We start from the raw sequence: 23,682 nt of genomic DNA on the forward strand, positions 1-23,682 counted from the left end.
CGGGCGACGGGAGGCGGAAGCGCGGTCGAATGCGTGAGCGACGCCCTACGGGGCCGGTCGTACGGGCGACAACCGCACCGGATCGTCCGACTCCGGTTCCGCGGTCGTTCCCTCCTCCGTACCGCTCGTACGGCTGGTACCACCCGCGGCGACGGCGATCGGCCCCGACGGCGCCTTGGGCGCCGAGGACTGCGCGATGAAGGCACCGACGAGGACGACGGCACCGCCGAGGATCTGCGGGGCGGACAGGTGCTCCCGCAGCAGCACCCAGGCCAGCCCGGTCGCGATGACCGCCTCCAGGCAGGCGACCACGCCCGCCACCTGCGGGGAGAGCTTGCGCACCGAGATCACTCCGGTGACGTACGCCAGTACGGTCGCGATCAGCACGATCCAGCCCAGCAGCAGCCAGGCCGCGACCGGCGCACCGCCGAGGTCCGCCGAGCCGGCGAGGAGCGAGAAGTCCATGCTCCACGGGCGGGCCACCACGGTCAGCACGAGGGCACCGACGAGCAGTCCGTACGCGATCACGCCGATCGGATCGGGGGCGTCCTCCGCGTCGCCCCCCTGGTCGGACAGGACGAAGTAACCGACCTGGCAGCAGGCGGCGCCGAGCGCGAGAAGCACCCCGAGCGGGTCGAAACTCAACCCGGCCCAGATCTCCACCACACAGGCCAGACCACCCACGGCGAGAACGACCCCCACCGCGGCGGCGCGGGTGACCGGCCGGCGCTGGACGAAGCGGACCCAGAGCAGAACGAGCGCGGGGGCGAGGTATTCGATGAGCAGCGCGACACCGACGGGGATACGGGAGAGCGCGGCGAAGTAGAAGGCCTGCACGCCCGCCACGGCCAGCAGCCCGAACCCGGCGAGCAGCGCGGGCCTGCGGCGCACCAGCGCGCGGTGACGCCAGGCAACCGGAAGCATGACGAGGGCGGCGCCCGCGACCCGGAGCCAGACCACATGGAGCGGGTCGAGCCCCGCTTCGATCAACGGCTTGGCCGCGACCCCCGAACCGCCGAATGCGAACGCCGATCCCAGAGCCAGTGCCAGGCCGACGTTTCTCCCCTGAGACGCGTGCATGGCGCCATCATGACAGGTCGCGTCAGGAGCGTCATCCGCGTGACGCCTGTCGAGACGGACCGACCCCGCCGACGCCCCGGATCGCGGCAAGCCGATGCACAACGGACCGACAGAAGCGGACCGGACAGCAGCGGTCCGGATCCCAACAGCCCTGATCACAACAGCCTTGATCACAACAGGCCGGCCCCGAGCAGTCCGGATCAGAGCAGCCCCGTGAGACGGGCCAGCCGCCGCTCCAGCGTTACGGCCTCGGCCCCGGCCCGCTCCAGCACCTCGACGGCGCGGCAGTCACGGTCGGCGAGGAGCGCGGCCAGCAAGTCGATCCCACCGACGCGCGGCTCACCGCGACGGGCCGCCCGGTCGAGGGCGCCCGCCATGGCGGCGAGCGCCTGCGGGGACCAGCCGGTCACGGCACGATCGGCGGCGCCGCGCGGCACGGGCACCGCGGGGACGGACCCGGAGTCCTCCACCGTGGCCTGCCAGCGCAGTCCGTAGCCGATGCTCCGCTGGACGAGATAGCCGAGCACCCGGACGACCTGCTGATCGCCGCCGAACACCTCCCGTACCCGCGGGTCGGTCTCCAGCAGGGAGTGCAGCAGATGGGCGGTGTCGACCTGGGCGTCTCCGACCCGCAGGGCTCTGCGACGCGCGCCGGAGAGCACCGACACCAGCTCCGCGGTGAGCCGGGACTCGGCAGCGGCGCGGACCGGCGTGACGCCGGCGCGCTCCGGGGCGGGCTGTACCGGCACCAGCGGTGAAGGCTTCTGCACTCTCCCACCCCATCAGCCTCCCGCGCCCGGGGCATCCCCGAAGGGGAGCATCTTCACGTCCGACGGAAGGTGGGCGCATCGGGACGAGTTCTCCTCCTTGGGGATGAGATTCCCCCCGTTCTCCCCCGCATTCCCCGCCACCTGCTCCCGGGCGCGCGAAAGGCCCCGCAGCTCGGGGCCGCGGAGCCTCCCCCTCTCCTCACGAGGCGGGTCAGCCCTCGTCGGCGAGGATCAGATAGAGCTTCTTGCGCGATTCGTTGATGACCGCCAGGGCCTTCTCCCGCTGATCGGGAGTGCCGGTCTTCCAGACCTGGCCGAAGGCTTCCATCAGTCCGAATCCGGCCTGCCGTATCTCGTTCATCGACTCCCAGTCGATGCCGCGACCGGCCTCTTCCCACGGGGCCTCGGGCCCCGATTCGGCCTCGGCGGCGCCCGCCTCGGTGAGGGTGAACAGCTTCTTGCCGCCCTCGCTCCGGCTGGTGATCAGCCCCTCGTCCTCCAGCAACTGGAGGGTCGGGTACACCGATCCCGGGCTGGGCCGCCAGGCCCCGCCGCTGCGCTCGCCGATCTCCTGGATCATCTCGTAACCGTGCATCGGCCGGTCCTTGAGCAGCGCCAGGATCGAGGCACGCACGTCACCGCGCCGCGCCCTCCCCCGGCCTCCGCCGCCACGCCCCCGGCCACCCCCACCGAAGGGACCGCCGAACGGCGGCCCGAACGGCCCGAAGGCCCCACGCCGCCCCTCGAAGTCACCCCGGCCGAACTGACCGGGCCCGCAGTGGCCGGGCCCCGGTCCGTGCTCATGTCCATGTGAACGCATCGCTACGCTCCCTTCATCGTTGATCTGTCGCGATGCGTCAACGATATATCGGAACCTGTCGCATGGCAAACCCCCTCCGGTCATGTCCTCATTGTCCTGTCGCACTGAAGATTGAGTGTTCTCACTGAACCTTGGTGACCGGTAGGTTCGTCTCATGGAAGTTTGAGTAGCGGATGTTACTGAGGCGGCGGGGTGTGGTGGGGAAGCTCGCAGGTGTCTACGCGGATTCGGTGCTGTCCGTCTTTGACCTGGAGTTTTACAGGAGTGAAGCCCTGAGCCGGAGACCGCTGGGTGCCAGCTGGAACATGCGGTTCGAGCGGGCTCTGGTGGAGGCCGGCGCGTCGTTCATAGCGAATGCGTAGTCGTTTGAACGCCTGGTGCAGCCATCGGGTAAATCTGCGCCGGAGCGCGCGAGAGCGGCGTTCACAGACAGGAAGACGTCCGGCGACGGAACGAAGAACTCCATCTTCTGTGGCAGGTCGAACTCCAGCCAGAATTCCCCGATGTGCCGGCAAAGGCCGCTCCCAGCGCCCGCGCATCGATCCTTCGGCCCCCTCCACAAGGGCCCCCTCAAGGTTGCCTCGTCCCGGTGTACCCGGAGCGGCTGATCAGGCGTACGGCGGAGAGAGCTGTTGCGGCCCCGGGGGCGAAGGTTTCGCAGAGGCCCGTCCCCGGGGCCCCGGACACCTGCGCTTGATCGCTCCTCATTCCCGAGCGCCTCCCGGGGGCGGCAGGCCGCCGTCACGTCAGCGACCGGACTGGTGGTGTGCTCGTACTCGCGTACGTGGCGGGGTCGAAGGGCCTGAAGAACCCCCGTACGCCGACGCGCTGCGGCGCACCGAGATCCTCCAGCAATTGGTCCAGATAGGCGTACGTGTAAGGCGCGACAACGATTCCGGTGAAGCGGCGGGTGAGCGGCCGGGTGGCCCTGCCCACCGACAGTTCGGTGTCGATGCGCCGATTCATCACGTCACGGCCCGGGAGCCGGAGCCTGCCGCCGGCGTAAGCGGCCAGCCAGCGGGCCCCCACCTCGGAGGTGGTGGCGGTGAACAGGCTGGCGTTGTATCCCACAAAGGCCAGCCCCGGCACCTCTGGGCTCAGCAGGCCCCGGTAGAGCCGGTATCGGCCCTCAGGGTCGATCACCCGCTCGCGTACGTACGGGGCCAGAAAGGAAAGGCTCTGCCGGTAGCCAGTGGCAAGAACGACCAGGTCCGCGGAGAGCGAGCGGCGGTCCGCGAGGACGACTCCCTGCTCGTCGAGGAACTCGGCGCTGCCCCGGGCGATCCGTATCCGTCCGGCACGGACGTGCGGGAAAAACCCGTCGGGCACCACCTGCAGCCCCGAGGACAGCTGATCGGCAAGACGGTGCTCGGGCTTCAGCCCGCACTCGACGAGCCGGAACTGCTTCTCCAGCAGCCGCTCAAGGCCACGCCAGCACACCGGCAGCAACCTGCGCCACGGGCTGCCCGCCCCCGGCGAACGCCTGGGCATCAAGCTTTCCCACAAACGGGACGTGCACAGCAGGCGTACCGGCAGCAGGCCACCGAGGCGCTTGGGCACCTGCCAGATCGGGCGCCTCACCACCAGATGCACCTGCTGCGCGTGCCCGGCGGCGTACGTGGCGATGTCCACCGCCGACTTGCCGTATCCGACCACGACCACCCGCTTGTCCTGGAACAGGCCCGGCCCACCGGTCTCGCGGGAATGCCGTACGACGCCGCCGGCGGCCTCGAACCGCTCGCTGCCCGGCAGCTTCGGCAGTTTCGGGACGTCGAACGTCCCGTTGCACACCAGGAGGAAGTCGAACTCGCCGGTACGGCGCCCGTCCGGGCCTTCGACCGTCACCGCCCAGCCCGTCTCTCCCCGCCGCACCGCAGCGGTCACTCTCGACCGGAAACGGATCAGGGGCGTGATACCGAAGTGCCCGGCGTAGGCGCGCAGATACGCCAGCACCTCCCCGGCCGAGGGCCAGGGGGACATGTCGCAGGGGAAGTCCGAGAAAGCGTACTGCCCGCCCGGGGTCTGCGTACCGAGCCCCGGATATCCCCGACGGGGTGCCCACACGCCACCGATGTCGCCGTCGCGCTCGTAGACGGTGACATCGTGTCCGTCCTGATGGAAGGTCTTCGCGGCCACCAGGCCGCTGAGCCCTGCCCCCACGACGCAGACACGCAGCCTCCCGCCCTCCGCCGACGCAACGTCCGGCGCCCCCATGCCTCCTCGACCGCCCACAACTACGCCTCCGATACGCCGGGCGGCCCCTGAGGTGCCCTGGTGCCCAGTCCGGTGAGGCGGCGCAGGTCGTGGGCCGTCTGCGGCAGGCTTATGTGCTGTCCAAGGAGGCGTTCGGCGAGCAGGGCGTACTTGTCCGGTGTCTCACCCGCCGCCTCGGCGCTCTCGAAGAGGTCGATTCCCGGAGGCCAGAGGTCGAGAAACCCGCACAACTGGTGCCACAGCCGCACGTTCTCGTCCGCCCCGAATGCCGATGTCACGGCGGGAAGCGCACGCAGCAGGCGGTGCCGGGCTTCGGCGTCCCGTCCGGTCAGTTCGTGCAGGACCTCAGTGGCGGCGTTGCCCGCACCCCGGCCGAGACCAGCCAGCGAGGAATCGGCCCACCGCGCCCCGCCGCGCTGGGCCGCAAGAACGTTGGCGAGAGCGAGCCCCTTGCCGTCGTGGGCATGGAAGCCGAGCGCCAGCCCCACCGTGTCGCGCAGCCGGGCGAACTGCTCCTCGACCTGCGCGGGCAGCAGGGCGCTGTTGGTATCGGCCAGAAAGAAGGCCCCGGCCCCTGCCTGCTCGGCAGCCCCGGCGCAGGCGGTAACGCTCTCGGGGTCGGCCCAGGACGCGAGAGTGAGGTTGACCGTGAACGGCAGACCGGCCGAGCGGAGTTCGTCGGTGACCGCCCGCCATGCCCTGTCGCCGCCCGGGGTGACCGGAACCCGTACCAGCGACAGCCCGGCCTCGGCCAGGGCCCTGGCGTCGAGAGGCCCGGCAGCCGCGGGATGCAGCATCCCCACCAGCGGAGTGGTGTAGGTGCTGGCCGCTTCCGCAACGCGCTCCGCGGTCCACGCGAAGCAGATCCCGGTGTCCTTGTAGAGCCCGTGGTCCCCCGGGAGACCGGTGAGGTAGCCGATCTCGATGCCGTCCACACCCGCCGCGTCGAGCAGCGCGATCACTCTCGCCACGTCCTGGTCCCCCAAAGCGAACCCATTGACAAACCCGCCGTCACGTAAAGTCACATCAAGGATCTGCATGGCGATGCCCTCCCCCTCTCTGAAGCTGACGTCCGCCTCAGCCACCCGCTGATGAGTCCCGACCACCGTAATCAACCCGCGTCGGGAACGCAGCGAGCGATCTCAAGGTGTCGCAATATTGCTTCCGGGACATGTCCTACGGCCCGTCGGACTCTGCGGTGCTCGTGCCCCGCCTGGCGGCGATGCGGCCCGGGAACTTCGCTGTTGATCCGTGTTCCTGCTGGACGCCATCCCGCCCGTCCACAGACGGGTCGGCCATCTGCGGCACAAGCCGGACTCACTGCTCGCTGATCGCGGCTACGACCACGACATCTACCGCGACCAGGTCCGCACTCGCGGCATCGTCCCGGCCTTCGCCCGCCGAAGCACATGGCACGGCACGCAAGTGGCGACCGCGTGCCAGCTCGATGGGGACCGGCTCTATGCCTGGAGCCGAGTAGTCGCACCTATGGCAGCCATCGCGAACCTCGCCACCGGCGGCCCAGAAGCAGCGCTCGACGAACTGCTCGCTCCGTCTCGTCGCTGAAAATCAGCCCTCTGTGGACGCTCAAACTTCAATGAGATCGCTCAACCTACGGTGCGACAGGACACTCATGACCTGTGCCAGTGAACATTGATCGATTGCCAGCGAAGGGCGATCAACTGAGTTCTGTGCCAGTTAGGGCTGACTGTCTGTGGGTTTGTGACAGTGGAGGATGACCGCGGACGGCGAAGATCACTCTGCTCGACGGGTCTGTAGTGTGCGGAAATGACAAGAAGCGAGCGGCTCGCGGAGCAGTTGGACTGGTACTGGCGCAAGAACCTGCGGCCGCGGCTGGACGGCCTTACCGACGAGGAGTACTTCTGGGAGCCGGTGGGCGGCTGCTGGAGCATCCGCCCACGTGGCACGTCGGCCGCACCGATGTCGGCAGGTTCGGGGAAGTGGACGATGGACGCCGCGTCCCCTGCCCCGGTGCCGGCGCCGGTGACCACGATTGCCTGGCGGCTGGCGCATATCATCGTCTCGTGTCTGGGCTATCGGGTCGGATGGTACTTCGGCGGCCAGGACGTCGACTCCCAGACGTTCGCCTACGCGGGGACCGCTGACGAGGCGCTGAAACAGCTCGATGAGATGTATGGGAGATGGAACGCGGGTGTCCGCAAGCTCTCGGACGCCGACCTGGACAATCCGCCCGCGGTGGGTCCCGAGCGGTTTCCCATGGAGAACAGGGTCCTGCACGTCAACAGGGAGCTGATCCATCACGGCGCCGAGATTTCCCTGCTGCGCGACCTCTACCGCTGGCAGGACGGAGCCGTACCGCACCGAATATGACTTTCGGTAACCGGCGATCGAGCTTCGGAAACTTACTACGTTCTTCTTCGGGACAGGACAGCGTCATCTTCCGTCGCCGATACGCCTTCTGGCGGCAGCGCTGGGAGCATGTCCGGCGCTGTGCCCTGCGGCTCCCTTCTGGCATAGGGCCTGAACAAACTGGGCAGCGCGGTGATTCACGGGATTCGTTGCGGGTCGGGTGGAGCCACAGCTCCCGGCAACGGGACGGGGCTTGGGGTTGCCGCCGCACGTTGCTCTCCGGATGACCGGTAGGCCCGCTGACGGCATCGGGCTGAACGCGTGCGGCGTTGTGACTGTCCGCGCCCGGGAGGCAGCGGGTGCCCGCAGACTTCGCATGTCCCCCAGGGGTGTCGGTGTCGGGTTCCGGGGTTGGGCCGATGGGCGAGTTGGACGCGGTGGTGTCGTCCGCCAGCGATATGCCGCTTGTCGGCAGCGTTGAGAACAGGTGCGGCGCCCGCTCTCGGCAGCGTTCAGCGGCAGGGGACTTCGCAGATCAGACAGGCCGGTGATGAGTCGGTCTCTGGTCCGGAAGGCAGGTCCGCCTTCAAGGCGCCGGACCACAGCAGATGGAACAGCACCGGCAGGACGTGCAGACGGTCTCCGACCAGCCCGGCGCCGTCCCAGAGCCCCATCGGTTCGCGGAAGACCTCCAGCAGCCGGTCCGCCACCGGTACCGGCCGAGCGCAGCGGGCCCGCCGATACCGGGACAGCCAGCGGACGTTCGCCATGAACACCGGCTCGGGCCGGCCAGCCCACTCGAAGTCCCAGCCCGCGGCCCGGCAGGCCGGGTCGTGAGGTGACCCGGACGGGGGCGTCACGCGGTGAGGGCGCCGCCGACGAAGGTACGTTCCGGCGGCGACGCCACGAGTTCGACCGTGGTGCCGGCGCGGAGGTCATCTCCGACGACGCGCGTGATCGCGTCCGTGAGCGCAGTACCGAGGCGCGCGGTGATCTGGGCGGCGTCGGGGCGGTCGAAGACGCCGGCGCGGACGCCCAAGATCACCGAGGCATTTGTGTCCACGGCCTTGCCGCCCTGCGCGAAACGGCCTGCGGGGACTCCGGTCAGGCGGACGCTTACGAGGTCGCGGGCCCATTCGCCATAGACGTCGACGACAGCGTCGGTCAGTGCGGCGACGAGCATGGTTTCGTTCCCGGTCAGCCTGCTCTCTGGAAGGTGGACGGTCAGATGCGGCATAGTGGACCTCGTTCCCTTTGAATACAAAGCCTTTGCTTTTAAAGGTACCTGGAGAGGTCGCCGATGTCCACGGAATCGGACGGTCCAGCCGTCAATGAGGCCGTCCGCACCCTGCTGTTGCTCATGCCACGGCTCGTGGGCCGCGCCAAGCGCCTGCCCATACCTCCGACGCTCCAGGGTCTGGACCTGGCACCGCGACACCTCGCATTGCTGGCCCACCTGGAGTACGACGGCCCCACCAGCATCAACGAGCTAGCCGCTCGGCTGGAGGTGGCCCCGACGACTGTCAGCCTCATGGTCAGCGAGCTGTCACGGCCGGGCGTCCTGCAGCGCACTGCCGATCCCGCCGACCGCCGCCGCCGCATCGTCGCCATCGCCCCCGCCTACGCCGCACCGATCGGCGAATGGCTCTCTGGCAGCGCCTCTGCCTGGGAATACGTCATGCGCGGTCTCGATCCCGCGGAACGCGCCACAGTCATCACCGCCCTGCACTCCTACGAGACCGCCTTGGAGCAGGCGGGCGACCAGCATCCGTCCCGTCTTCGATGATCTGGTCCGCGGCCAGAAGAGGCCGCCCTGGACACCAGCCCGCGCCGGCCTGCGGCCCCCGCCCCCGCCCGGCACGGCTCGTACGCTCGCCCCATGCGTATTCGAATCGTCGACGCCTTCACCGATCGCCCCTTCACCGGCAACCCCGCCGGGGTGCTGCTCCTCGAATCGGACGGTTTCCCCGACGCCGCCTGGCTCCAGCAGGTCGCGGCCGAGGTGAACCTCTCGGAGACCGCCTTCGCCCATCCTCTGCCGCCCGGCGGCGCGGCCGACTGGGCGCTGCGCTGGTTCACCCCCGTCACCGAGGTGGACATGTGCGGCCATGCCACCCTGGCCACCGCCCATGTGCTGCACAGCACGGGGTGCGCGAGCGGTGCGCTGCGCTTCGCCGCCCGGCCCGGGATCCTCGGGGCCGCCGCGCACGAGGACGGGTCCCTCACCCTGGACTTCCCGACCTCGCCGCTGACCCCCGTCACCGTTCCGGACGGCGTCCCGGCCGCGCTGGGCGCAGAGCCGCTCTCCGTGCACGACACCTCGGAGCACATCGGAGATCTGCTGGTGGAGCTGGCCGACGAGGCGATCGTACGGAACCTCGCGCCGGACTTCGCGGCGCTCAAGGCGGTCTCCGGGCGGGGCGTCGTCGTGACCGCCGCCGCCGAGGACCCGGGCCGTGGCTACGACTTCGTCTCGCGGGGCTTCTTCCCCAACGTCGGGATCGACGAGGACCCGGTGACCGGCAGCGCACACACCACGCTCGCCCCGTTCTGGTCGGCGCGGCTGGGCCGTACGGAGCTGACCGGGCTCCAGGTCTCCGCCCGCACCGGGCTCGTCCGTACCTCCCTGCGAGGCGACCGGACGCTGCTCACCGGGCGGGCCGTGACGGTCATCGACGGCGAGCTGCACAGCACGCCGTGACCCGGGATCCCGCACCAGCGGTACCGGCCGCACCAGTGCGCCCCGACCCTACCGAGGGGCGTACGGAGCACCCCGTACGCCCCTCACCCGCCACTCCTCCGCGTCACACCGTCGGCAGCCAGGAGACATTCCCGGCCAGCAACGCGTACCCGACGAACGCCCCGATGTCGAGCAGCGCGTGGGCGGCGACCAGCGGGCCGACCCGTCCCCACCGCCGGTAGAGCAGGACGAACACCACGCCCATCACCATGTTGCCGATGAAGCCGCCGATCCCCTGGTACAGGTGGTACGAACCGCGCAGTACCGAACTCGCCACCAGCGCGCCCATCGGCGTCCAGCCGAGCTGTCCGAGCCTGCGCAGCAGATACCCGACGACGATGACCTCCTCCAGTACGGAGTTCTGCACCGCCGAGAGGATCAGCACCGGGAACTTCCACCACACCGAGGGCAGCGACTCCGGCTGCACCGTCAGATTGAACCCGGCCTCCTGCATCGCGAGGTAGAACGCCAGCCCCGCGGAGCCGATCCCGGCCGCCACCAGCGTGCCGCGCCCCAGGTCGGGCCAGGGCCTGCGGCCGTCGAAGCCGATGTCCCGCAGCCCGCTGCCCTCCCTCAGCAGAAGGTGCGCGACCAGAGCGACCGGCACCAGCGCGGTGGTGATCCCGAAGAGCTGCCAGGCGAGGTCGAGCCACGGACGGCCCGGCGCCGCCGACGCGTTGAGCCGGGCCGCCTGGTCGCTCAGCGACCCTGGCCTGGTCAGCGAGCCGATGAAACTGATGAGCGCCGAGACCCCGCTCGCACCGAGCGAGAGCGCCAGCACGAGCACCGTCTCCGTCCGCAACGTCCTCGGTGAGATGGCCTCCTGGGGGTAAGAGCCGTCCACCCGCCCCGCCTCCGCCTGCACACAGCCTCCAGTTGAGTATTCGCGCCTCATGCCTCTCACGGTGCCGCTAGGGTCTCGAATGCAGATACGAAGATCGCTCGCGACAGGCCGGGAGACCGGCGCCCTTCGGCGTCCGGGCCCTGGACCTCCGGGCCCGTCCACTCTCCCAGCCCTTGTTCACCCTTCACGAAGGAGGGGCGCCACCGCCATGGGACGTCACAGCTTGCCCGACGCACGATCGGCGCGCGTGCGCAGGGCCTGGCCGCCCCGCCGCCGCACCGTCACGATCGCCGCCGCGGTCGTGGTGTCGGTGGCCGCGGGGACGGGGATCGCGGCGGGCAGCGGTCTGCTCTCCTCGGAGACCTCCTGCGAGAACACGCCGGTACGGCTGGATCTCGTCGCCTCGCCGGACATCGCCCCCGCTCTGCGCGCCGTCGCCGACCGCGCCCGGCGCGACCATGTCACCTCCGACGGCCGCTGTATCGACATCCGGGTCACCGCGCGCGAGAACGCCGAGGTCGCGAACGCGCTCGCCACCGGTTCCGGTACGCCCGACTACCAGATCTGGGTTCCGGACTCGGACCTCTGGGTGGACCGCGCCAAGAGCGTCGGGGACGGCGTCTCACTGACCCCGGCGGGAAATGTGGCCCTCTCCCCGGTGGCGCTGGCCGCGCTGCCGGAGTCGGCGCGGGCGCTGGGCTGGCCGGCGAAGACCTACACCTGGGCCTCGCTCGCCGCCGCGGCCGGCAACGCCGACACCCTGCGGCTGGGCTCCGCCGACCCGTCGCGCAGCGCCACCGGGCTGCTCGCGCTCAGCAGCATCGCGGAGTCGGAACGGCAGGAGTCCGAGCGGCGGGGCGACGGGGCGAAGAAGTCCGGGGGGCAGGAGGCCGCCGGTGGCACCCGGGCCGCCGCCGTCGCCAGGCTGCTCACCCAGCGGGCCTCGGAGTCGGACACCCGGGTGCTGGAGAGCCTCGCCCGGGACGAGGCGGGCGCCGGGCTCGCCGACACCCGGCGCAACGAGGCGGTGCTCCTCTCCGAGCAGGCCGCGTTCCGCCACAACTCCGGGACCGGCGACGCCGCACGGCTCGAACTCTTCTACCCGACCGACGGCGCGCCCGCGCTCGACTATCCGTACAGCCTGGTCAACCAGACCGAGCTGAGCACGGACGAGAGCCGCGCCGCCATGCGGTTCATGGTGCTGCTCAGCGAGGACGCCTCGTACCGCACGCTGGCGGAGCACGGTTTCCGGGTCGCGAACACCCCCGTCCACGCCGAAGTGCTCCGTACCGCCGGAGGCCGCTCGCCCCAGCCGTACACCGGGGAGGACGCGCGGCCGCCGTCCGCCGAAGCCGTGGAGCGTGCCCTCGTCCTGTGGACGATGTCGGTGCGCAGCACCCGGCTGACGACGGTCGTGGACGCCTCGGGCTCGATGGAGGAGCCCGTGCCCGGGCGCGGCGGCCAGAGCCGGATGGATGTCACCAAGGCGTCGCTGCTGCGGGCCCTCGCCCAGTTCACCGCCGAGGACGAGATCGGCCTGTGGGAGTTCAGCACCCGCCTGGACGGCGCCAAGGACTACCGCAAGCTGGAGGGGACGGCCCGGCTCGGTGAGCCCGCGCGGGGCGGCGGCACCCACCGCGAGCGGCTGTCCGACGCCTTCACCGCGCTGAAGCCCGTCCCGGGCGGTGACACCGGGTTGTACGACACGGCGCTGGCCGCCTACAAGGAGGCGCAGGCGAGCTATGTGCCCGGCAAGTTGAACGCGCTCATCATCCTCACGGACGGCACCAACAAGGACGAGGACAGCATCGCGCGCGGCGAGCTGGTCAAGCGGCTGAAGAAGCTCGCGGACCCCGCGCGGCCGGTGCCGCTGATCGGGGTCGCGGTGGGGCCCGACGCGGACCGGAAGGAGATCGACGCGATCGCGCGGGCCACCGGCGGCGCGGCGTACGAGGTGAGCGACCCGGCGGACATCCAGTCCGTGATCCTGCGGGCGATCATGCTGTCGGCGAGCAAGTCCGCGGCGGACGCCACCGCCGGGACCACCGCGGCGCGCCCCTGACCGGCCGGCACACCGCGGCGCGCCTCTGACCGGCCCGGACCGGCCTCCGTCGCACGGGGCGGGCGCGGGCCCGACTCCCCCGTGGGACTCCGGCCCCGTCGAAACGCCGGCAGGAGCGCCGGCCGACGCGCCCACCGGAGCGCCGGCCGGGGCATCGCGCCCCGGCAGGTCACCCCGTCCCGGTGGCGAACGGCCCCGCGTCGGAGCCGCCGGGGCCGGACCGTCCCGCCTCCGGCGGCGCCGGGAACCCCGTCGGCCAGGTGTGCACCGGCTCGCCCCGGTGCATCAGCTCGCAGTAGCGGCGGGTTGTCGCCGCGAGCGCCGCGTCCCGCTCCAGCCCCGCCTCCAGCGCCCGGTGGAAGGTCTCCACCTGCCAGGAGGCGCCGTTCACCCGCCGCTTGCACCGCTCCTCGATCACCCCGAGGTAGAAGTCCCGGTCCACCGGCGCGACCTGCCAGGCGTCGAGCCCGGCCGCGGCGAGCGGCAGCAGTTCGTCCCGTACGAGCTTCACCGCCGGTACGGTCGTCATCCCGCCGGTACGACCCGGGCGCGGCCAGCGCAGCTCCGCGTCGATGCCGTGCCGGCACGCCTCCTCGAAGTTCCGGGCGGCGTCCTCGAAGGGCAGCCTGCGCCACACCGGCCGCGCGTCCTCGGCGAGCGCCCGCACGAGCCCGTAGTAGAACGCCACGTTCGCGATGACATCGGTGACGGTGGGCCCGGCAGGCAGCACCCGGTTCTCCACCCGCAGATGCGGGGCGCCGTCGGCGACCTCGTACACCGGCCGGTTCCAGCGGTAGACCGTGCCGTTGTGCAGCGCCAGCTCCTGGAGGTCGGGCATCCCTCCCGCGTCCAGGACCCGCATGGGGTCCTCGTCGTCGCAGATCGGCAGCAGCGGGGGGAAGTAACGCAGGTTCTCCTCGAAGAGGTCGTAGGCGGAGCTGATCCAGCGCTCCCCGAACCAGGTCCTGGGACGTACGCCCTGGGCCTTCAGCTCCGGCGGCCGGGTGTCGGTGGCCTGTTCGAAGAGCGGCGGTCTGGACTCGCGCCACAGCTCCCGGCCGAACAGGAAGGGCGCGTTGGCACCGAGTGCCACCTGTACGGACGCCACCGCCTGGGCCGCGTTCCACACATCGGAGAACCGGTCGGGGGTGACCTGGAGGTGCAGTTGTACGGAGGTGCAGGCGGCTTCCGGGGTGATGGAGGCCGAGGTGCACGTGAGCCGTTCCACGCCCTCGATGTCGAGGGTGAAATCCTCGCCGCGGGCCGCCACCATCTGGTCGTTGAGGAGTGTGTAGCGCTCCACGTCGGAAAGGTTCGCGGAGACCACATCGTGCTGGGTGAGGGTCGGAAGAATTCCGATCATCACGATCCCCGCGTCGACCTCACTCGCTTTGCGATGGGCATATCCGAGGCCCGTGCGCAGTTCCTCGGCGAGCTGGTCGAGTACGCGCCCGCCCAGCCGGTGCGGAGCGACGTTCACTTCCATGTTGAACATTCCGAGTTCGGTCTGGAAATCGCCGCTCGCGATGCGCTTCAGTACCTCCGTATTCATCATGCGGGGCATCCCGTCGGAGCCCGCCAGATTCAGCTCGATCTCCAGGCCCATCAGATTCTTGGGCCGGTCGAACCTCTCCTCCGCCAGTAGTCGCTCCAGCACCCTGAGGCACTGTTGGAGCTTCCTGCGGTATTTCTGCCGATCGGACAGGTCGGAACCGCCCGCTTCGACCTTCTCCCCCATCGAAGTGTCCCTCCTCGACTGGGCTTCCGGCGGCTGGGGCCGCTCGCGTCACGATCGATAATGCCCACACAGAGTGATCCGTAACGTCCCGCTCAGGGCCGACGCCCGGTAGGGTGGCGAGTCCGGCCCCCGATGCGTCCGGCACATTCCTTCGGCATGGTCGGCGACAGGGTGGGGAGTGGATTTTCGTTTCCACTTTCCGAACACCCTCCGAAATCGCCGACCATTTTCAGCCGACCCCATCCGGCGAATCATCCCAGGCCAGACACCATCCCTTCGCTATTTATCAACAGAAAACGCGTGGGAGATGGACTTAATAGTGCCTTGCCCGCAATACCCGGTACAGCTAGCGGAAACATGGCGTGAACACGCGTCGTATAAACTCTGCCCACGAGGCAGAGAGTCGGCGCCCGGTCGTACACGACCCGGTGGCCCACCTCTGACCCCGCCCGCCGACAGCGATGTCCGCACCCGCCCACGCTCCATTTCACGCGTCACCCTGTCTCCTGAATGAGAGGCAACCCACCATGCCGCTGCATGTACCCCCGGCCCCGGCGCCCGCCCTGCGCAGCGTTCTCGCGGCACTCGGTTCCCCCACCGCCGTGCGCGATGGACGCACCCCCGCTCTGCAGTCCGTCCAGGGACCGCTGAGCCCCGAACTCCCGCTCCCCGTACACGTACTCGACCACGTCAACCAGGAGGACCGCACCACCACACCGGGCGCCGGAGCGCCGCGGACCAGACTGACCGGCTGGCGCTTCCTGGTCCGCAGCGGCGAGCGCACCGTGGCCGCCGCCGACACCGTGCTCACCGCGGACGGCTGGACCTTCTCGCGCTTCTTCGAGGGCCCGTACCTGCCCTCCACGGAGCGTGCGCTGCGCCAGGCCGAGAGCCTGACGACGCCCTACCAGGCCCGGCTGCTCTCCGTACCCGAGCTGTACATGCTCACCCTCTGGCTGCACGGCGACACCGAGGCCGACCCCGGCACGGGCGCGCCCGCCCCGGCCGACATCCTCGTGCCGCTGGCGCCCGCGCCGCCGGGCATCGCCGCGCACCGCCCGCACCGGTTCGCCGAGTTGCTGCCGGTGATCGGGCTGCGGCTCACACCGGCCCCTCCGCTCCCCTCAGCTCCTCCGCTCGCTCCGGCCTCGCCGCTGCTCCGCACCCCGGCCTGAACGCGCTCCGGTCATCCGTGCCCCGCGGCCCCCGTCGGCCGCGGGGCACAGCGCCGACCATGCGGCATAGTCAACTCAGGCCACTGCGAACCACCCGAAAAGAGAGCGCGGTGGGGCTGAACCGTCCGGCCCGGTGTCACGTCCTTAAGCAGAAGGAAGCGCTGCCGTGAAATACCTGCGGATCCACCGTCCGTGGGGCAACACTAGGACTGGACCAGACAGATACGGGGGGCGCCATGACCACATCGCGCCGCAGGACACTCACGACGACCCAGCGAAAGAATCCACCCATGTGCCAGCACCAGCCCGCCTGCCCGACAGCCGACTCCGCCGACCGCGACGCCGCACGGCTGATCGCGCACCACCCGGAGCAGGGCTGGAGCCTGCTGTGCAACGGCGTTCTGCTCTTCGAGGACACCGGTGAGCTGCTGCCCGACGGGCAGATCATCGCTCCGCACCGGCCGCTGCGCACGGAGCAGGTGGCCACGGCGGCCTGAACCCGGGCCACCACCCGGTGTCCACCGCCCACGAGGCGCGCGGCCGACACCGGAAGAACGGAAGAACAGGGGCCGGCCGGAGACGCACTCCGCACCGGCCCCCACGCATGTCCACGAACCTTCCGTACGCCGCGACCCGCCGTGTACGCCTCGTACGTCAGTTGCCGTACGTCAGTTGTCGTACGCGTCCACCGGCGGGCACGAGCAGACCAGATTACGGTCGCCGAACGCGCCGTCGATACGGCGGACCGGCGGCCAGTACTTGTCCGCCGCCGACACACCGGCCGGGAAGACCGCCTCCGCGCGGCTGTAGGCGTGCTCCCACGCCCCGCCCAGCGCGGCGGCCGTGTGCGGGGCGTGGCACAGCGGGTTGTCGTCCGCGGGCCACTCACCCGACGCGACTCGCTCGATCTCCCCACGGATCGCGATCATCGCCTCGCAGAAGCGGTCGATCTCGTTCAGATCCTCGCTCTCGGTGGGCTCGATCATCAGCGTGCCCGCCACGGGGAACGACATCGTCGGCGCGTGGAAGCCGTAGTCGATCAGACGCTTCGCGATGTCGTCGACGCTGACACCCGTGGCTTTGGACAGCGGCCGCAGATCCACGATGCACTCGTGCGCCACCAGCCCGTTCGGACCGGTGTAGAGCACGGGGTAGTGCGGCTCCAGGCGCTTGGCGATGTAGTTGGCGGCGAGCACGGCGACCTGCGTCGCGCGCTTCAGTCCCTCGCCGCCCATCAGCCGGACGTACGCCCAGGAGATCGGCAGTATGCCCGCCGAGCCCCACGGCGCCGCGGAGATCGGCCCGACGCCCGTCCCGGGCCCGGCGGCCGGCTGGAGCGGGTGGTTGGGCAGGTACGGGGCGAGGTGTGCCCGTACGCCGACGGGACCGACACCGGGACCGCCACCGCCGTGCGGGATGCAGAAGGTCTTGTGCAGGTTGAGGTGCGAGACGTCGGAGCCGAACCGGCCGGGCTTCGCCAGCCCGACCAGCGCGTTCAGGTTGGCGCCGTCGACGTACACCTGGCCGCCCGCGTCGTGCACCGCCGCGCAGATGTCGCCGATGTGCTCCTCGAACACCCCGTGCGTGGACGGGTAGGTGACCATCAGGACGGCCAGCTCCGCACCGTACTGCTCGATCTTGGCGTGCAGGTCCTCGACGTCGACGTCACCGTCCTCGCGGGTCTTGACGACGACGACCCGCATCCCGGCCATGACCGCGCTCGCCGCGTTCGTGCCGTGCGCGGACGACGGGATGAGGCAGACGGTGCGCCCCGTCTCGCCGTTGGCCCGGTGGTACGCCCGTACGGCGAGCAGCCCGGCCAGTTCGCCCTGCGATCCGGCGTTGGGCTGGAGGGAGACCGCGTCGTACCCGGTGACCTCGGCGAGCCGCTCCTCCAGCTCGCGGATCAGCGTCAGATAGCCCTGCGCCTGCTCGGCCGGCGCGAAGGGGTGCAGCGCGCCGAACTCGGGCCAGGTGACCGGCTCCATCTCGGTGGTCGCGTTCAGCTTCATCGTGCAGGAGCCGAGCGGGATCATGCCGCGGTCCAGCGCGTAGTCGCGGTCGGCGAGCCGGCGCAGATAGCGCAGCATCGCCGTCTCGGAGCGGTGCTCGTGGAAGACGGGGTGTGTCAGGAAGTCGCCGGTGCGCAGCAGCGCGCCGGGCAGCGCGTCGTCGGTGGCCGCGTCCAGCGCGTCGATGTCGCCCTGGACACCGAACGCCGTCCACACGGCGGCGAGCTGTGCGCGGCCGGTGGTCTCGTCGCAGGCCATGGAGACATGGTCGGCGTCGACCTGGCGGAGGTTGACCCCGCCCTCGCGCGCGGCGGCGACGATCTCCGCGGCCCGTCCCGGGACGCGGACGGTGAGGGTGTCGAAGTAGTCACTGTGCACGGTCCCGACACCGCCGGCGCGCAGCCCCGCGGCGAGCACCGCCGCGTACCGGTGGGTGCGCCGCGCGATGGAGCGCAGCCCGTCCGGGCCGTGGTAGACCGCGTACATCCCGGCCATGACGGCGAGGAGCACCTGCGCGGTGCAGATGTTGCTGGTGGCCTTCTCGCGGCGGATGTGCTGCTCGCGGGTCTGGAGCGCGAGCCGGTACGCCTTGTGGCCGTCGGCGTCGACGGAGACCCCGACGAGGCGCCCGGGCAGGCTGCGCGCGAACTTCTCCCGTACGGCCATGTAGCCGGCGTGCGGTCCGCCGAAGCCCATGGGGACGCCGAAGCGCTGGGTCGTGCCGACGGCGATGTCGGCGCCCAGCTCGCCGGGCGGGGTGAGGAGCGTCAGCGCGAGCAGATCGGCGGCGACGGTGACGACCGCGCCCAGCTCGTGCGCCCGCTCGATCACGGGCCCGAGGTCCCGTACGGCGCCGGAGGCGCCCGGGTACGGGAGCAGCACCCCGAAGACGCCGCGCTCGGCTGCCTCGGCGGGGATGCCCTCGCCGAGGTCGGCGACGACGACCTCGACACCGGTCGGCTCGGCGCGGGTGCGGATCACGGCGATCGTCTGCGGCAGGGTGTCGGCGTCGACCAGGAAGACACCGCCCTTGACCTTGCCGACGCGCCGGGAGAGCGCCATGGCCTCCGCGGCGGCCGTGGACTCGTCCAGGAGGGAGGCTCCGGAAGTCGGCAGCCCCGTCAGCTCGGCCACGACGGTCTGGAAGTTGAGCAGGGCCTCCAGCCGCCCCTGGGAGATCTCGGGCTGGTAAGGCGTGTACGCGGTGTACCAGGCCGGGTTCTCCATCACGTTGCGCAGGATCACCGGCGGGGTGAACGTGCCGTAGTAGCCCAGCCCGATCATCGGCGCCAGCACCTGGTTGCGGTCGGCGAGCGAGCGCAGCTCCGCCAGGACCTCGGCCTCGGTGCGGGCGTCCGGGAGGTTCAGCGCCTCCGCGCTCTTGATCGCGTCGGGCACCGCGGCGGCGGTCAGCTCGTCGAGCGAGCCGTAGCCGACCTGCGCGAGCATCTTCGCCTGCGCCCCCGCGTCGGGGCCGATATGGCGCTGCTCGAAGGGGATGCCTCGCTCAAGGTGGGCGAGCGGGGTGCGGTGGGCGTTCATGTACGGAGGCCTCCTGGTCTGCCACGACCTGCGGGGGCACCAAGGCGCGGGTGCCCAAAACGGCCTCCCCCTCTGTCATCTCGACCTGAGAGCTTCACCGGTCCGCCGTACGGCGGTCCGGCTTTCACCGTCGGTGAGAGCGGATGCCGTACGGTCCGGCGTCCGCCCTGCTTTCCAGAGTGACCTCGTCCGCGCGGTACGGGGGCCTGAGAGATTCCGGGGAGGATTTGCTCCTTCGGCGCCTCCGGTGGGCTCACCGGAGAACTCTCCCGCACGGGGTCAGCAGCCGCTTGCCAGCCTACCAGCGGGATCTTCCGGACAACTTTCGAGTGGCCGTCACCCTGTTTCTGCACTTTTGTAGGGGTGACGAGCAGTTGCGACCCGCTGGAGGGACCGTGGAGACCGATATCGATCCGCGCAGCCTGATAGGACGCAAGGCGTACGACCGTGAGGGGCGCAAGCTCGGCACGGTCGACGAGGTCTATCTCGACGATGCCACCGGTACCCCCGAATGGGCCGCCGTCCGCACCGGGCTCTTCAGCCGTGACGCGTTCGTCCCCCTCGCCCCCAGCACCCTGGTGGCGGAGGGGCTGCGGGTGCCGTTCGAGCGTGCCCTGATCAAGGACGCCCCCGATTTCGGTGTCGGCCGCCACCTCTCCCCCGAGCAGGAGCTTCAGCTCTACCACCACTACGGCCTCGCCCTCCCGTCCCCGGACCCGCCGGAGGGGCCCGCGGCCCGCTCGGACCGGGACTCCGAGCGGAACTTCGGGCGGCTGGCGGGCCAGGACGACTGACGCGGCTCGCCCGTCCCGCGCACCAGGGGCAGCGGCTCGGAGAGTTCCAGATCGGGATCGTCGGCCCAGAACGTCCGCACCCACCCCGGTGCGGACCCGGGCTCCTCGAACCGTACGGTGACTCTCCGCAGCCCGCTGCCCTGCACCCAGCCGGGGCCGAACTCGGCATGGCGCACATCGTGCCCGGCCGGGAACCGGCGCTCCTCGGAGGGCTCGGAAGCCCCGGGGGCCCCGAACTGCCCGGACGCGGGCGGCGCCCCCGCTCCGACGGCCGGCGCCGCTGCCTCCGCTCCCTCCCCCGCACCGTCCTGTGCCGCAACGTCCTCCGGCCCCGCCGCCCGCGAGCGGGAGGCGTCCTCCGCCGCCTCCCGCTCGCGGGCGGCGGCCTGGGCGAAGAGATCCTCCTGCGTGAAGTCGGCGAGCCCCGTCACCCCCACCCCGAGCAGCCGTACGCCGCCCGTGGTGTCCACGGACTCCAGAAGGCGCCCCGCGGCCTCCCGCACCACTCCCAGGTCGTCCGTGGGCCCTCTGAGCGTCTCCGAGCGGGTCAGCGTGGAGAAGTCGTACCTGCGCACCTTGAGGACCACGGTCCGCCCGGAGTGCCCGGACGCCCGCAGCCGCCGCACGCACCGCTCCGCCAGCCGGTCCACCTCCGTACGCACCCGTACCCGGTCGTGCAGGTCGGTGTCGAAGGTGTCCTCGACCGACACGGACTTGGCCTCGCGCTCGGACACCACCGGCCGCTCGTCGCGCCCCCGCGCCATCCGGTACAGCGAGGCGCCGTGCGCCCTGCCCAGCAGCCGGACCAGCTCGTCCTCGCCCGCCTCGGCCAGGTCGGAGACCGTCGTCATACCGGCCCGGCGCAGATGCTCGCCCGTCGTGGGCCCCACCCCGGGCAGGGTCCGTACGGTCATGGGCCCCAGCAGTTCGCGCTCCGTACCGGGCTCTATCACGACCAGCCCGTCCGGTTTGGCCTGCTCGGAGCCGATCTTCGCGAGCATCTTGGAGCCGGCGAGCCCCACCGAGCCGCTGAGCCCGGTCAGCTCCCTGATGTCCCGGCGCAGCCGCTCCCCCGCGGCCAGCGCCGAGGCCGTGTCATGGGCCGAGCCGCCCGCCTCCAGGTCCACGAACGCCTCGTCCAGGCTGAGCGGCTCCACCAGCGGGGAGAGCCCGCGCAGCAGTTCCATCACCTGCTCGCTGACCGCGCGGTAGAGCGTGAAGCGCGGGATGAGATACGCCGCGTTCGGCGCGAGGCGTCTCGCCTGGGCCATCGGCATCGCGGAGTGCACCCCGAACCGCCGCGCCTCGTACGACGCCGTCGAGACCACTCCGCGCGGGCCCAGACCGCCCACGACCACCGGTTTTCCGCGCAGACTCGGCTTCGCCGCCTGCTCTGCCGCGGCGAAGAAGGCATCCATGTCCAGGTGCAGGACGGTCGGAGCGGTTCTCACACCACTGATGCTGCCTCACGCCACTGACAATCGGCCCGGAACGCAGCCGCCCGCGGGGCCGGCCGGGCGGAAAGGGCCCGGTCAGACGGCCCGGTCGCGGCGCCGCCGCGCCAGTTCGTCGGCGGGGTTGTTCCCGACCAGCGTCTCGCCGGTGTCGATCCGCTCCCCGTGGAGCTGGGAGAGCGCGGCCTCGACATCCCGCCACACCACGCCCACCGCGATCCCGAATACCCCCTGGCCGCCCTGGAGCAGGCTGACCACCTCGTCGGGCGAGGAGCACTCGTGGACCGTGGCGCCGTCGCTCATCAGCGTCATCCGGTCCAGGTCACGGAAGCCGCGGTCCCGCAGGTGCTGGACCGCCGCCCGGATGTTCTGGAGCCCGACCCCGGTGTCCAGGAACCGCTTCACGATCTTGAGGACGACCACGTCCCGGAAGCTGTAGAGCCGCTGCGTGCCCGACCCGTACGCGGGCCGCACGCTCGGCTCGACCAGCCCCGTACGCGCCCAGTAGTCCAACTGGCGGTAGGTGATGCCCGCCGCCGCGCAGGCGGTGGGGCCCCGGTATCCGACCGTCTCCGCTCCGAGGTCGGGCGCGCTGCTGTGAAGCGGATACGGACCGCCCGCCGCCGTACCGTCGCCGCTGCTTCTCACGCCGACCCTCCGTCCTTGACCTGCCCTGTCGAAGGTAGGCAGTCACCCGGGGTGCGTCAACGATCGCCACACTCGCCACGCCGAGTGATAATCACCCTGAGAGTGGTTTCCCGTGTCCCATTTCGGGGAAAGGCTCACCGAATGTCCTGACGGGGACCGGCGCGGCGCTCACCGGCCGGTCACTGGCTGTTGGTCCCGAAGTCCTCCGGAGAGATCTGATCGAGGAACTCGCGGAACTTCTCCACCTCGTCCTCCTGCTCGTCCGGGATGGCGATGCCGGCATCGTCCAGAACCCCGTCACTGCCGTAGATCGGCGTCCCCGTGCGCAGAGCGAGCGCTATGGCATCGCTCGGCCTCGCGCTCACCTCGACCCCGCTCGCGAAGACCAGCTCCGCGTAGAAGACCCCTTCACGCAGGTCCGTGATCCGGACTTCGGTGAGCTCCTGGCCCACCGCTTCCAGCACGTCCTTGAAGAGATCATGGGTCAGCGGCCGGGCCGGGGCCATGCCCTGCTGGGCGAAGGCAATGGCGGTCGCCTCCCCCGGTCCGATCCAAATGGGGAGGTACCGGTCGCCTCCCACTTCACGCAGGAGCACGATCGGTTGGTTGGAGGGCATTTCCACCCGGACACCCACAACGTCGAGCTCGTTCACACAGCAACCCTAGGACGTGCCCGGCAGGTTTGGGTAGTCGGACTCCCCCGTGATCAGTGCGGACCAGGTCCCAGAGCCGTGCGGAGCAGGGCTTCATGCAGCCGTACACAGAGCGCCGACAGCTCCCTGGCGGTCTCCTCGGCATGGGCTCTGGTCTGCGGGTTACGGTGCAGCCGCAGCGGGGCCACGACCTGCTCGACCAGCCCCGCCTCGCGCTCGGCCGCCGCCTTCATGGCGCGCAGGTGTCGCGGTTCCAGGCCGAATCTGCCCAGATCCGAGACAAGTTTCGCGACCGTCACCGACTCCGCGTCGTAGCCGCCGTCCGGCATCGGGGCGACCAGGCCGTACGCCTCCCACTCGGCCAGCGCGTGCGCGTCGGCCTCGGCGGCCGCCAGCAGCTCCTCACGGCCGATCCGCGCCGCGGTCGGGACATCGGGCTCCGCGTCCCCCCGCGCGCCCGGGAGCACCCGTCGAGAGCCGGGAAGAGGCACGTCCTCGCCGCGCTCCAGGGCGTCCAGGTGTCCCTTGATGACTTTCAGCGGCAGATAGTGGTCCCGCTGCATCCGCAGGACACGAGCGAGCCGCTGAACGTCCTCCACACTGAATTTCCGGTACCCCGAAGGGGTCCGGCAGGGCTCGACGAGCCCCTCGGCCTCCAGAAACCGGATCTTGGAGATGGAGACCTCGGGAAACTCGTCCCGCAGCCTGCCCAGGACCGCGCCGATGCTCATCAGCGGGTCGCCCGTGGGGGCGGCGCCGTCTCCGGCACCGCCCGTCGGTGTACGCGGCATGGACCTTCCTCAGC

At 70.8% G+C, this 23,682-nt stretch carries 20 protein-coding genes, 2 pseudogenes and 1 riboswitch; of the genes and pseudogenes, 8 read left to right on the top strand and 14 right to left on the bottom strand.

What is annotated here, in order from left to right:
• Window positions 1-45 precede the first annotated feature (45 nt).
• The 5 genes from ACIQ7D_RS35180 to ACIQ7D_RS35200 form a co-directional block, all read right to left on the bottom strand.
• Entirely contained in the window at window positions 46-1,080 is a 1,035-nt protein-coding gene (locus tag ACIQ7D_RS35180; RefSeq protein ID WP_403944929.1) for an EamA family transporter, read from the bottom strand.
• A 200-nt stretch (window positions 1,081-1,280) separates the two neighbouring features.
• Window positions 1,281-1,850, bottom strand: coding sequence for a Clp protease N-terminal domain-containing protein (locus tag ACIQ7D_RS35185; RefSeq protein ID WP_403944931.1), 570 nt, complete (start codon window positions 1,848-1,850; stop codon window positions 1,281-1,283).
• A 211-nt stretch (window positions 1,851-2,061) separates the two neighbouring features.
• A complete protein-coding gene (locus ACIQ7D_RS35190; protein ID WP_384926140.1) occupies window positions 2,062-2,670 on the bottom strand; it encodes a PadR family transcriptional regulator in 609 nt (202 codons plus the stop codon).
• A 741-nt stretch (window positions 2,671-3,411) separates the two neighbouring features.
• Window positions 3,412-4,884: a flavin-containing monooxygenase gene (locus ACIQ7D_RS35195; RefSeq protein WP_403944933.1), complete on the bottom strand. Its 1,473-nt coding sequence runs from the start codon at window positions 4,882-4,884 to the stop codon at window positions 3,412-3,414.
• A 20-nt stretch (window positions 4,885-4,904) separates the two neighbouring features.
• Complete coding sequence (locus ACIQ7D_RS35200; protein ID WP_403944935.1) at window positions 4,905-5,855, bottom strand: hypothetical protein; 951 nt, start codon at window positions 5,853-5,855, stop codon at window positions 4,905-4,907.
• Window positions 5,856-6,141: 286 nt separating this feature from the next.
• Here ACIQ7D_RS35200 and ACIQ7D_RS35205 point away from each other — a divergent pair.
• Together ACIQ7D_RS35205 and ACIQ7D_RS35210 are read left to right on the top strand one after the other, a co-directional pair.
• Window positions 6,142-6,318: pseudogene (locus ACIQ7D_RS35205) on the top strand (IS5/IS1182 family transposase); the annotation flags it as partial.
• A gap of 354 nt (window positions 6,319-6,672) precedes the next feature.
• Window positions 6,673-7,236: a DinB family protein gene (locus tag ACIQ7D_RS35210; protein ID WP_403944937.1), complete on the top strand. Its 564-nt coding sequence runs from the start codon at window positions 6,673-6,675 to the stop codon at window positions 7,234-7,236.
• Between the two features lie 491 nt (window positions 7,237-7,727).
• Here the strand turns inward: ACIQ7D_RS35210 and ACIQ7D_RS35215 are convergent.
• Window positions 7,728-8,042, bottom strand: a pseudogene (locus ACIQ7D_RS35215) (hypothetical protein); the annotation flags it as partial.
• Between the two features lie 29 nt (window positions 8,043-8,071).
• Window positions 8,072-8,452, bottom strand: a complete 381-nt coding sequence (locus ACIQ7D_RS35220) for a 4-oxalocrotonate tautomerase family protein (RefSeq protein WP_403944939.1) — start codon at window positions 8,450-8,452, stop codon at window positions 8,072-8,074.
• A gap of 63 nt (window positions 8,453-8,515) precedes the next feature.
• On the opposite strand from ACIQ7D_RS35220, the gene ACIQ7D_RS35225 reads away from it, so the two are divergent.
• Both ACIQ7D_RS35225 and ACIQ7D_RS35230 read left to right on the top strand, forming a co-directional pair.
• Window positions 8,516-9,001: a MarR family winged helix-turn-helix transcriptional regulator gene (locus ACIQ7D_RS35225; protein ID WP_403944941.1), complete on the top strand. Its 486-nt coding sequence runs from the start codon at window positions 8,516-8,518 to the stop codon at window positions 8,999-9,001.
• Window positions 9,002-9,094: 93 nt separating this feature from the next.
• The gene (locus ACIQ7D_RS35230; protein WP_403944944.1) at window positions 9,095-9,916 is read left to right on the top strand and encodes a PhzF family phenazine biosynthesis protein; all 822 of its coding nucleotides are present in this window, start codon (window positions 9,095-9,097) and stop codon (window positions 9,914-9,916) included.
• A 103-nt stretch (window positions 9,917-10,019) separates the two neighbouring features.
• Here ACIQ7D_RS35230 and ACIQ7D_RS35235 read toward each other — a convergent pair whose 3' ends face one another.
• Window positions 10,020-10,820 (bottom strand): CPBP family intramembrane glutamic endopeptidase, encoded by an 801-nt coding sequence (locus ACIQ7D_RS35235; RefSeq protein ID WP_403944972.1) that lies wholly within the window; start codon window positions 10,818-10,820, stop codon window positions 10,020-10,022.
• 187 nt (window positions 10,821-11,007) lie between these two features.
• Here ACIQ7D_RS35235 and ACIQ7D_RS35240 point away from each other — a divergent pair, with 187 nt between their 5' ends.
• Entirely contained in the window at window positions 11,008-12,861 is a 1,854-nt protein-coding gene (locus tag ACIQ7D_RS35240; RefSeq protein ID WP_403944946.1) for a substrate-binding domain-containing protein, read from the top strand.
• Between the two features lie 169 nt (window positions 12,862-13,030).
• Here the strand turns inward: ACIQ7D_RS35240 and ACIQ7D_RS35245 are convergent, their stop codons facing one another.
• Window positions 13,031-14,599 (bottom strand): glutamate--cysteine ligase, encoded by a 1,569-nt coding sequence (locus ACIQ7D_RS35245; RefSeq protein ID WP_403944948.1) that lies wholly within the window; start codon window positions 14,597-14,599, stop codon window positions 13,031-13,033.
• A 527-nt stretch (window positions 14,600-15,126) separates the two neighbouring features.
• On the opposite strand from ACIQ7D_RS35245, the gene ACIQ7D_RS35250 reads away from it, so the two are divergent.
• Together ACIQ7D_RS35250 and ACIQ7D_RS35255 are read left to right on the top strand one after the other, a co-directional pair.
• Window positions 15,127-15,774 (top strand): hypothetical protein, encoded by a 648-nt coding sequence (locus tag ACIQ7D_RS35250; RefSeq protein WP_403944951.1) that lies wholly within the window; start codon window positions 15,127-15,129, stop codon window positions 15,772-15,774.
• Window positions 15,775-16,064: 290 nt separating this feature from the next.
• Entirely contained in the window at window positions 16,065-16,271 is a 207-nt protein-coding gene (locus ACIQ7D_RS35255; protein WP_365818822.1) for a DUF5999 family protein, read from the top strand.
• Between the two features lie 171 nt (window positions 16,272-16,442).
• Here ACIQ7D_RS35255 and gcvP read toward each other — a convergent pair whose 3' ends face one another.
• Window positions 16,443-19,328, bottom strand: coding sequence for an aminomethyl-transferring glycine dehydrogenase (gcvP, locus tag ACIQ7D_RS35260; RefSeq protein ID WP_403944954.1), 2,886 nt, complete (start codon window positions 19,326-19,328; stop codon window positions 16,443-16,445).
• A gap of 184 nt (window positions 19,329-19,512) precedes the next feature.
• A riboswitch (glycine riboswitch) is annotated at window positions 19,513-19,610 on the bottom strand.
• Window positions 19,611-19,723: 113 nt separating this feature from the next.
• Between gcvP and ACIQ7D_RS35265 the strand changes: the two genes are divergently transcribed.
• The gene (locus ACIQ7D_RS35265) at window positions 19,724-20,122 is read left to right on the top strand and encodes a PRC-barrel domain-containing protein (protein ID WP_403944956.1); all 399 of its coding nucleotides are present in this window, start codon (window positions 19,724-19,726) and stop codon (window positions 20,120-20,122) included.
• On the opposite strand, the gene ACIQ7D_RS35270 is transcribed toward ACIQ7D_RS35265, so the two are convergent.
• The 4 genes from ACIQ7D_RS35270 to ACIQ7D_RS35285 all read right to left on the bottom strand — a co-directional run bounded on the left by ACIQ7D_RS35270 (window position 20,017) and on the right by ACIQ7D_RS35285 (window position 23,668).
• Window positions 20,017-21,573: a DNA polymerase IV gene (locus ACIQ7D_RS35270; RefSeq protein ID WP_403944958.1), complete on the bottom strand. Its 1,557-nt coding sequence runs from the start codon at window positions 21,571-21,573 to the stop codon at window positions 20,017-20,019. The genes ACIQ7D_RS35265 and ACIQ7D_RS35270 overlap by 106 nt on opposite strands.
• Before the next feature lie 81 nt (window positions 21,574-21,654).
• A complete protein-coding gene (locus ACIQ7D_RS35275; RefSeq protein WP_403944960.1) occupies window positions 21,655-22,224 on the bottom strand; it encodes a MerR family transcriptional regulator in 570 nt (189 codons plus the stop codon).
• Between the two features lie 179 nt (window positions 22,225-22,403).
• Window positions 22,404-22,877 (bottom strand): bifunctional nuclease family protein, encoded by a 474-nt coding sequence (locus tag ACIQ7D_RS35280; protein ID WP_006123076.1) that lies wholly within the window; start codon window positions 22,875-22,877, stop codon window positions 22,404-22,406.
• A 53-nt stretch (window positions 22,878-22,930) separates the two neighbouring features.
• Window positions 22,931-23,668 carry a MerR family transcriptional regulator gene (locus ACIQ7D_RS35285; RefSeq protein WP_403944962.1) on the bottom strand — a complete coding sequence of 246 codons (738 nt, stop codon included), beginning with the start codon at window positions 23,666-23,668 and terminating at the stop codon, window positions 22,931-22,933.
• Window positions 23,669-23,682 lie beyond the last annotated feature (14 nt).

This window comes from Streptomyces sp. NPDC096310 (assembly GCF_044763125.1).
Taxonomy (GTDB): domain Bacteria; phylum Actinomycetota; class Actinomycetes; order Streptomycetales; family Streptomycetaceae; genus Streptomyces.

Coding starts and splice junctions, on each gene's coding strand:
- ACIQ7D_RS35230 (WP_403944944.1), top strand. CDS start 9,095: ATGCGTATTCGAATCGTCGACGCCTTCACCGATCGCCCCTTCACCGGC.
- ACIQ7D_RS35250 (WP_403944951.1), top strand. CDS start 15,127: ATGCCGCTGCATGTACCCCCGGCCCCGGCGCCCGCCCTGCGCAGCGTT.
- ACIQ7D_RS35240 (WP_403944946.1), top strand. CDS start 11,008: ATGGGACGTCACAGCTTGCCCGACGCACGATCGGCGCGCGTGCGCAGG.
- ACIQ7D_RS35220 (WP_403944939.1), bottom strand. CDS start 8,452: ATGCCGCATCTGACCGTCCACCTTCCAGAGAGCAGGCTGACCGGGAAC.
- gcvP (WP_403944954.1), bottom strand. CDS start 19,328: ATGAACGCCCACCGCACCCCGCTCGCCCACCTTGAGCGAGGCATCCCC.
- ACIQ7D_RS35190 (WP_384926140.1), bottom strand. CDS start 2,670: ATGCGTTCACATGGACATGAGCACGGACCGGGGCCCGGCCACTGCGGG.
- ACIQ7D_RS35195 (WP_403944933.1), bottom strand. CDS start 4,884: ATGGGGGCGCCGGACGTTGCGTCGGCGGAGGGCGGGAGGCTGCGTGTC.
- ACIQ7D_RS35245 (WP_403944948.1), bottom strand. CDS start 14,599: ATGGGGGAGAAGGTCGAAGCGGGCGGTTCCGACCTGTCCGATCGGCAG.
- ACIQ7D_RS35285 (WP_403944962.1), bottom strand. CDS start 23,668: ATGCCGCGTACACCGACGGGCGGTGCCGGAGACGGCGCCGCCCCCACG.
- ACIQ7D_RS35255 (WP_365818822.1), top strand. CDS start 16,065: ATGTGCCAGCACCAGCCCGCCTGCCCGACAGCCGACTCCGCCGACCGC.
- ACIQ7D_RS35225 (WP_403944941.1), top strand. CDS start 8,516: ATGTCCACGGAATCGGACGGTCCAGCCGTCAATGAGGCCGTCCGCACC.
- ACIQ7D_RS35180 (WP_403944929.1), bottom strand. CDS start 1,080: ATGCACGCGTCTCAGGGGAGAAACGTCGGCCTGGCACTGGCTCTGGGA.
- ACIQ7D_RS35210 (WP_403944937.1), top strand. CDS start 6,673: ATGACAAGAAGCGAGCGGCTCGCGGAGCAGTTGGACTGGTACTGGCGC.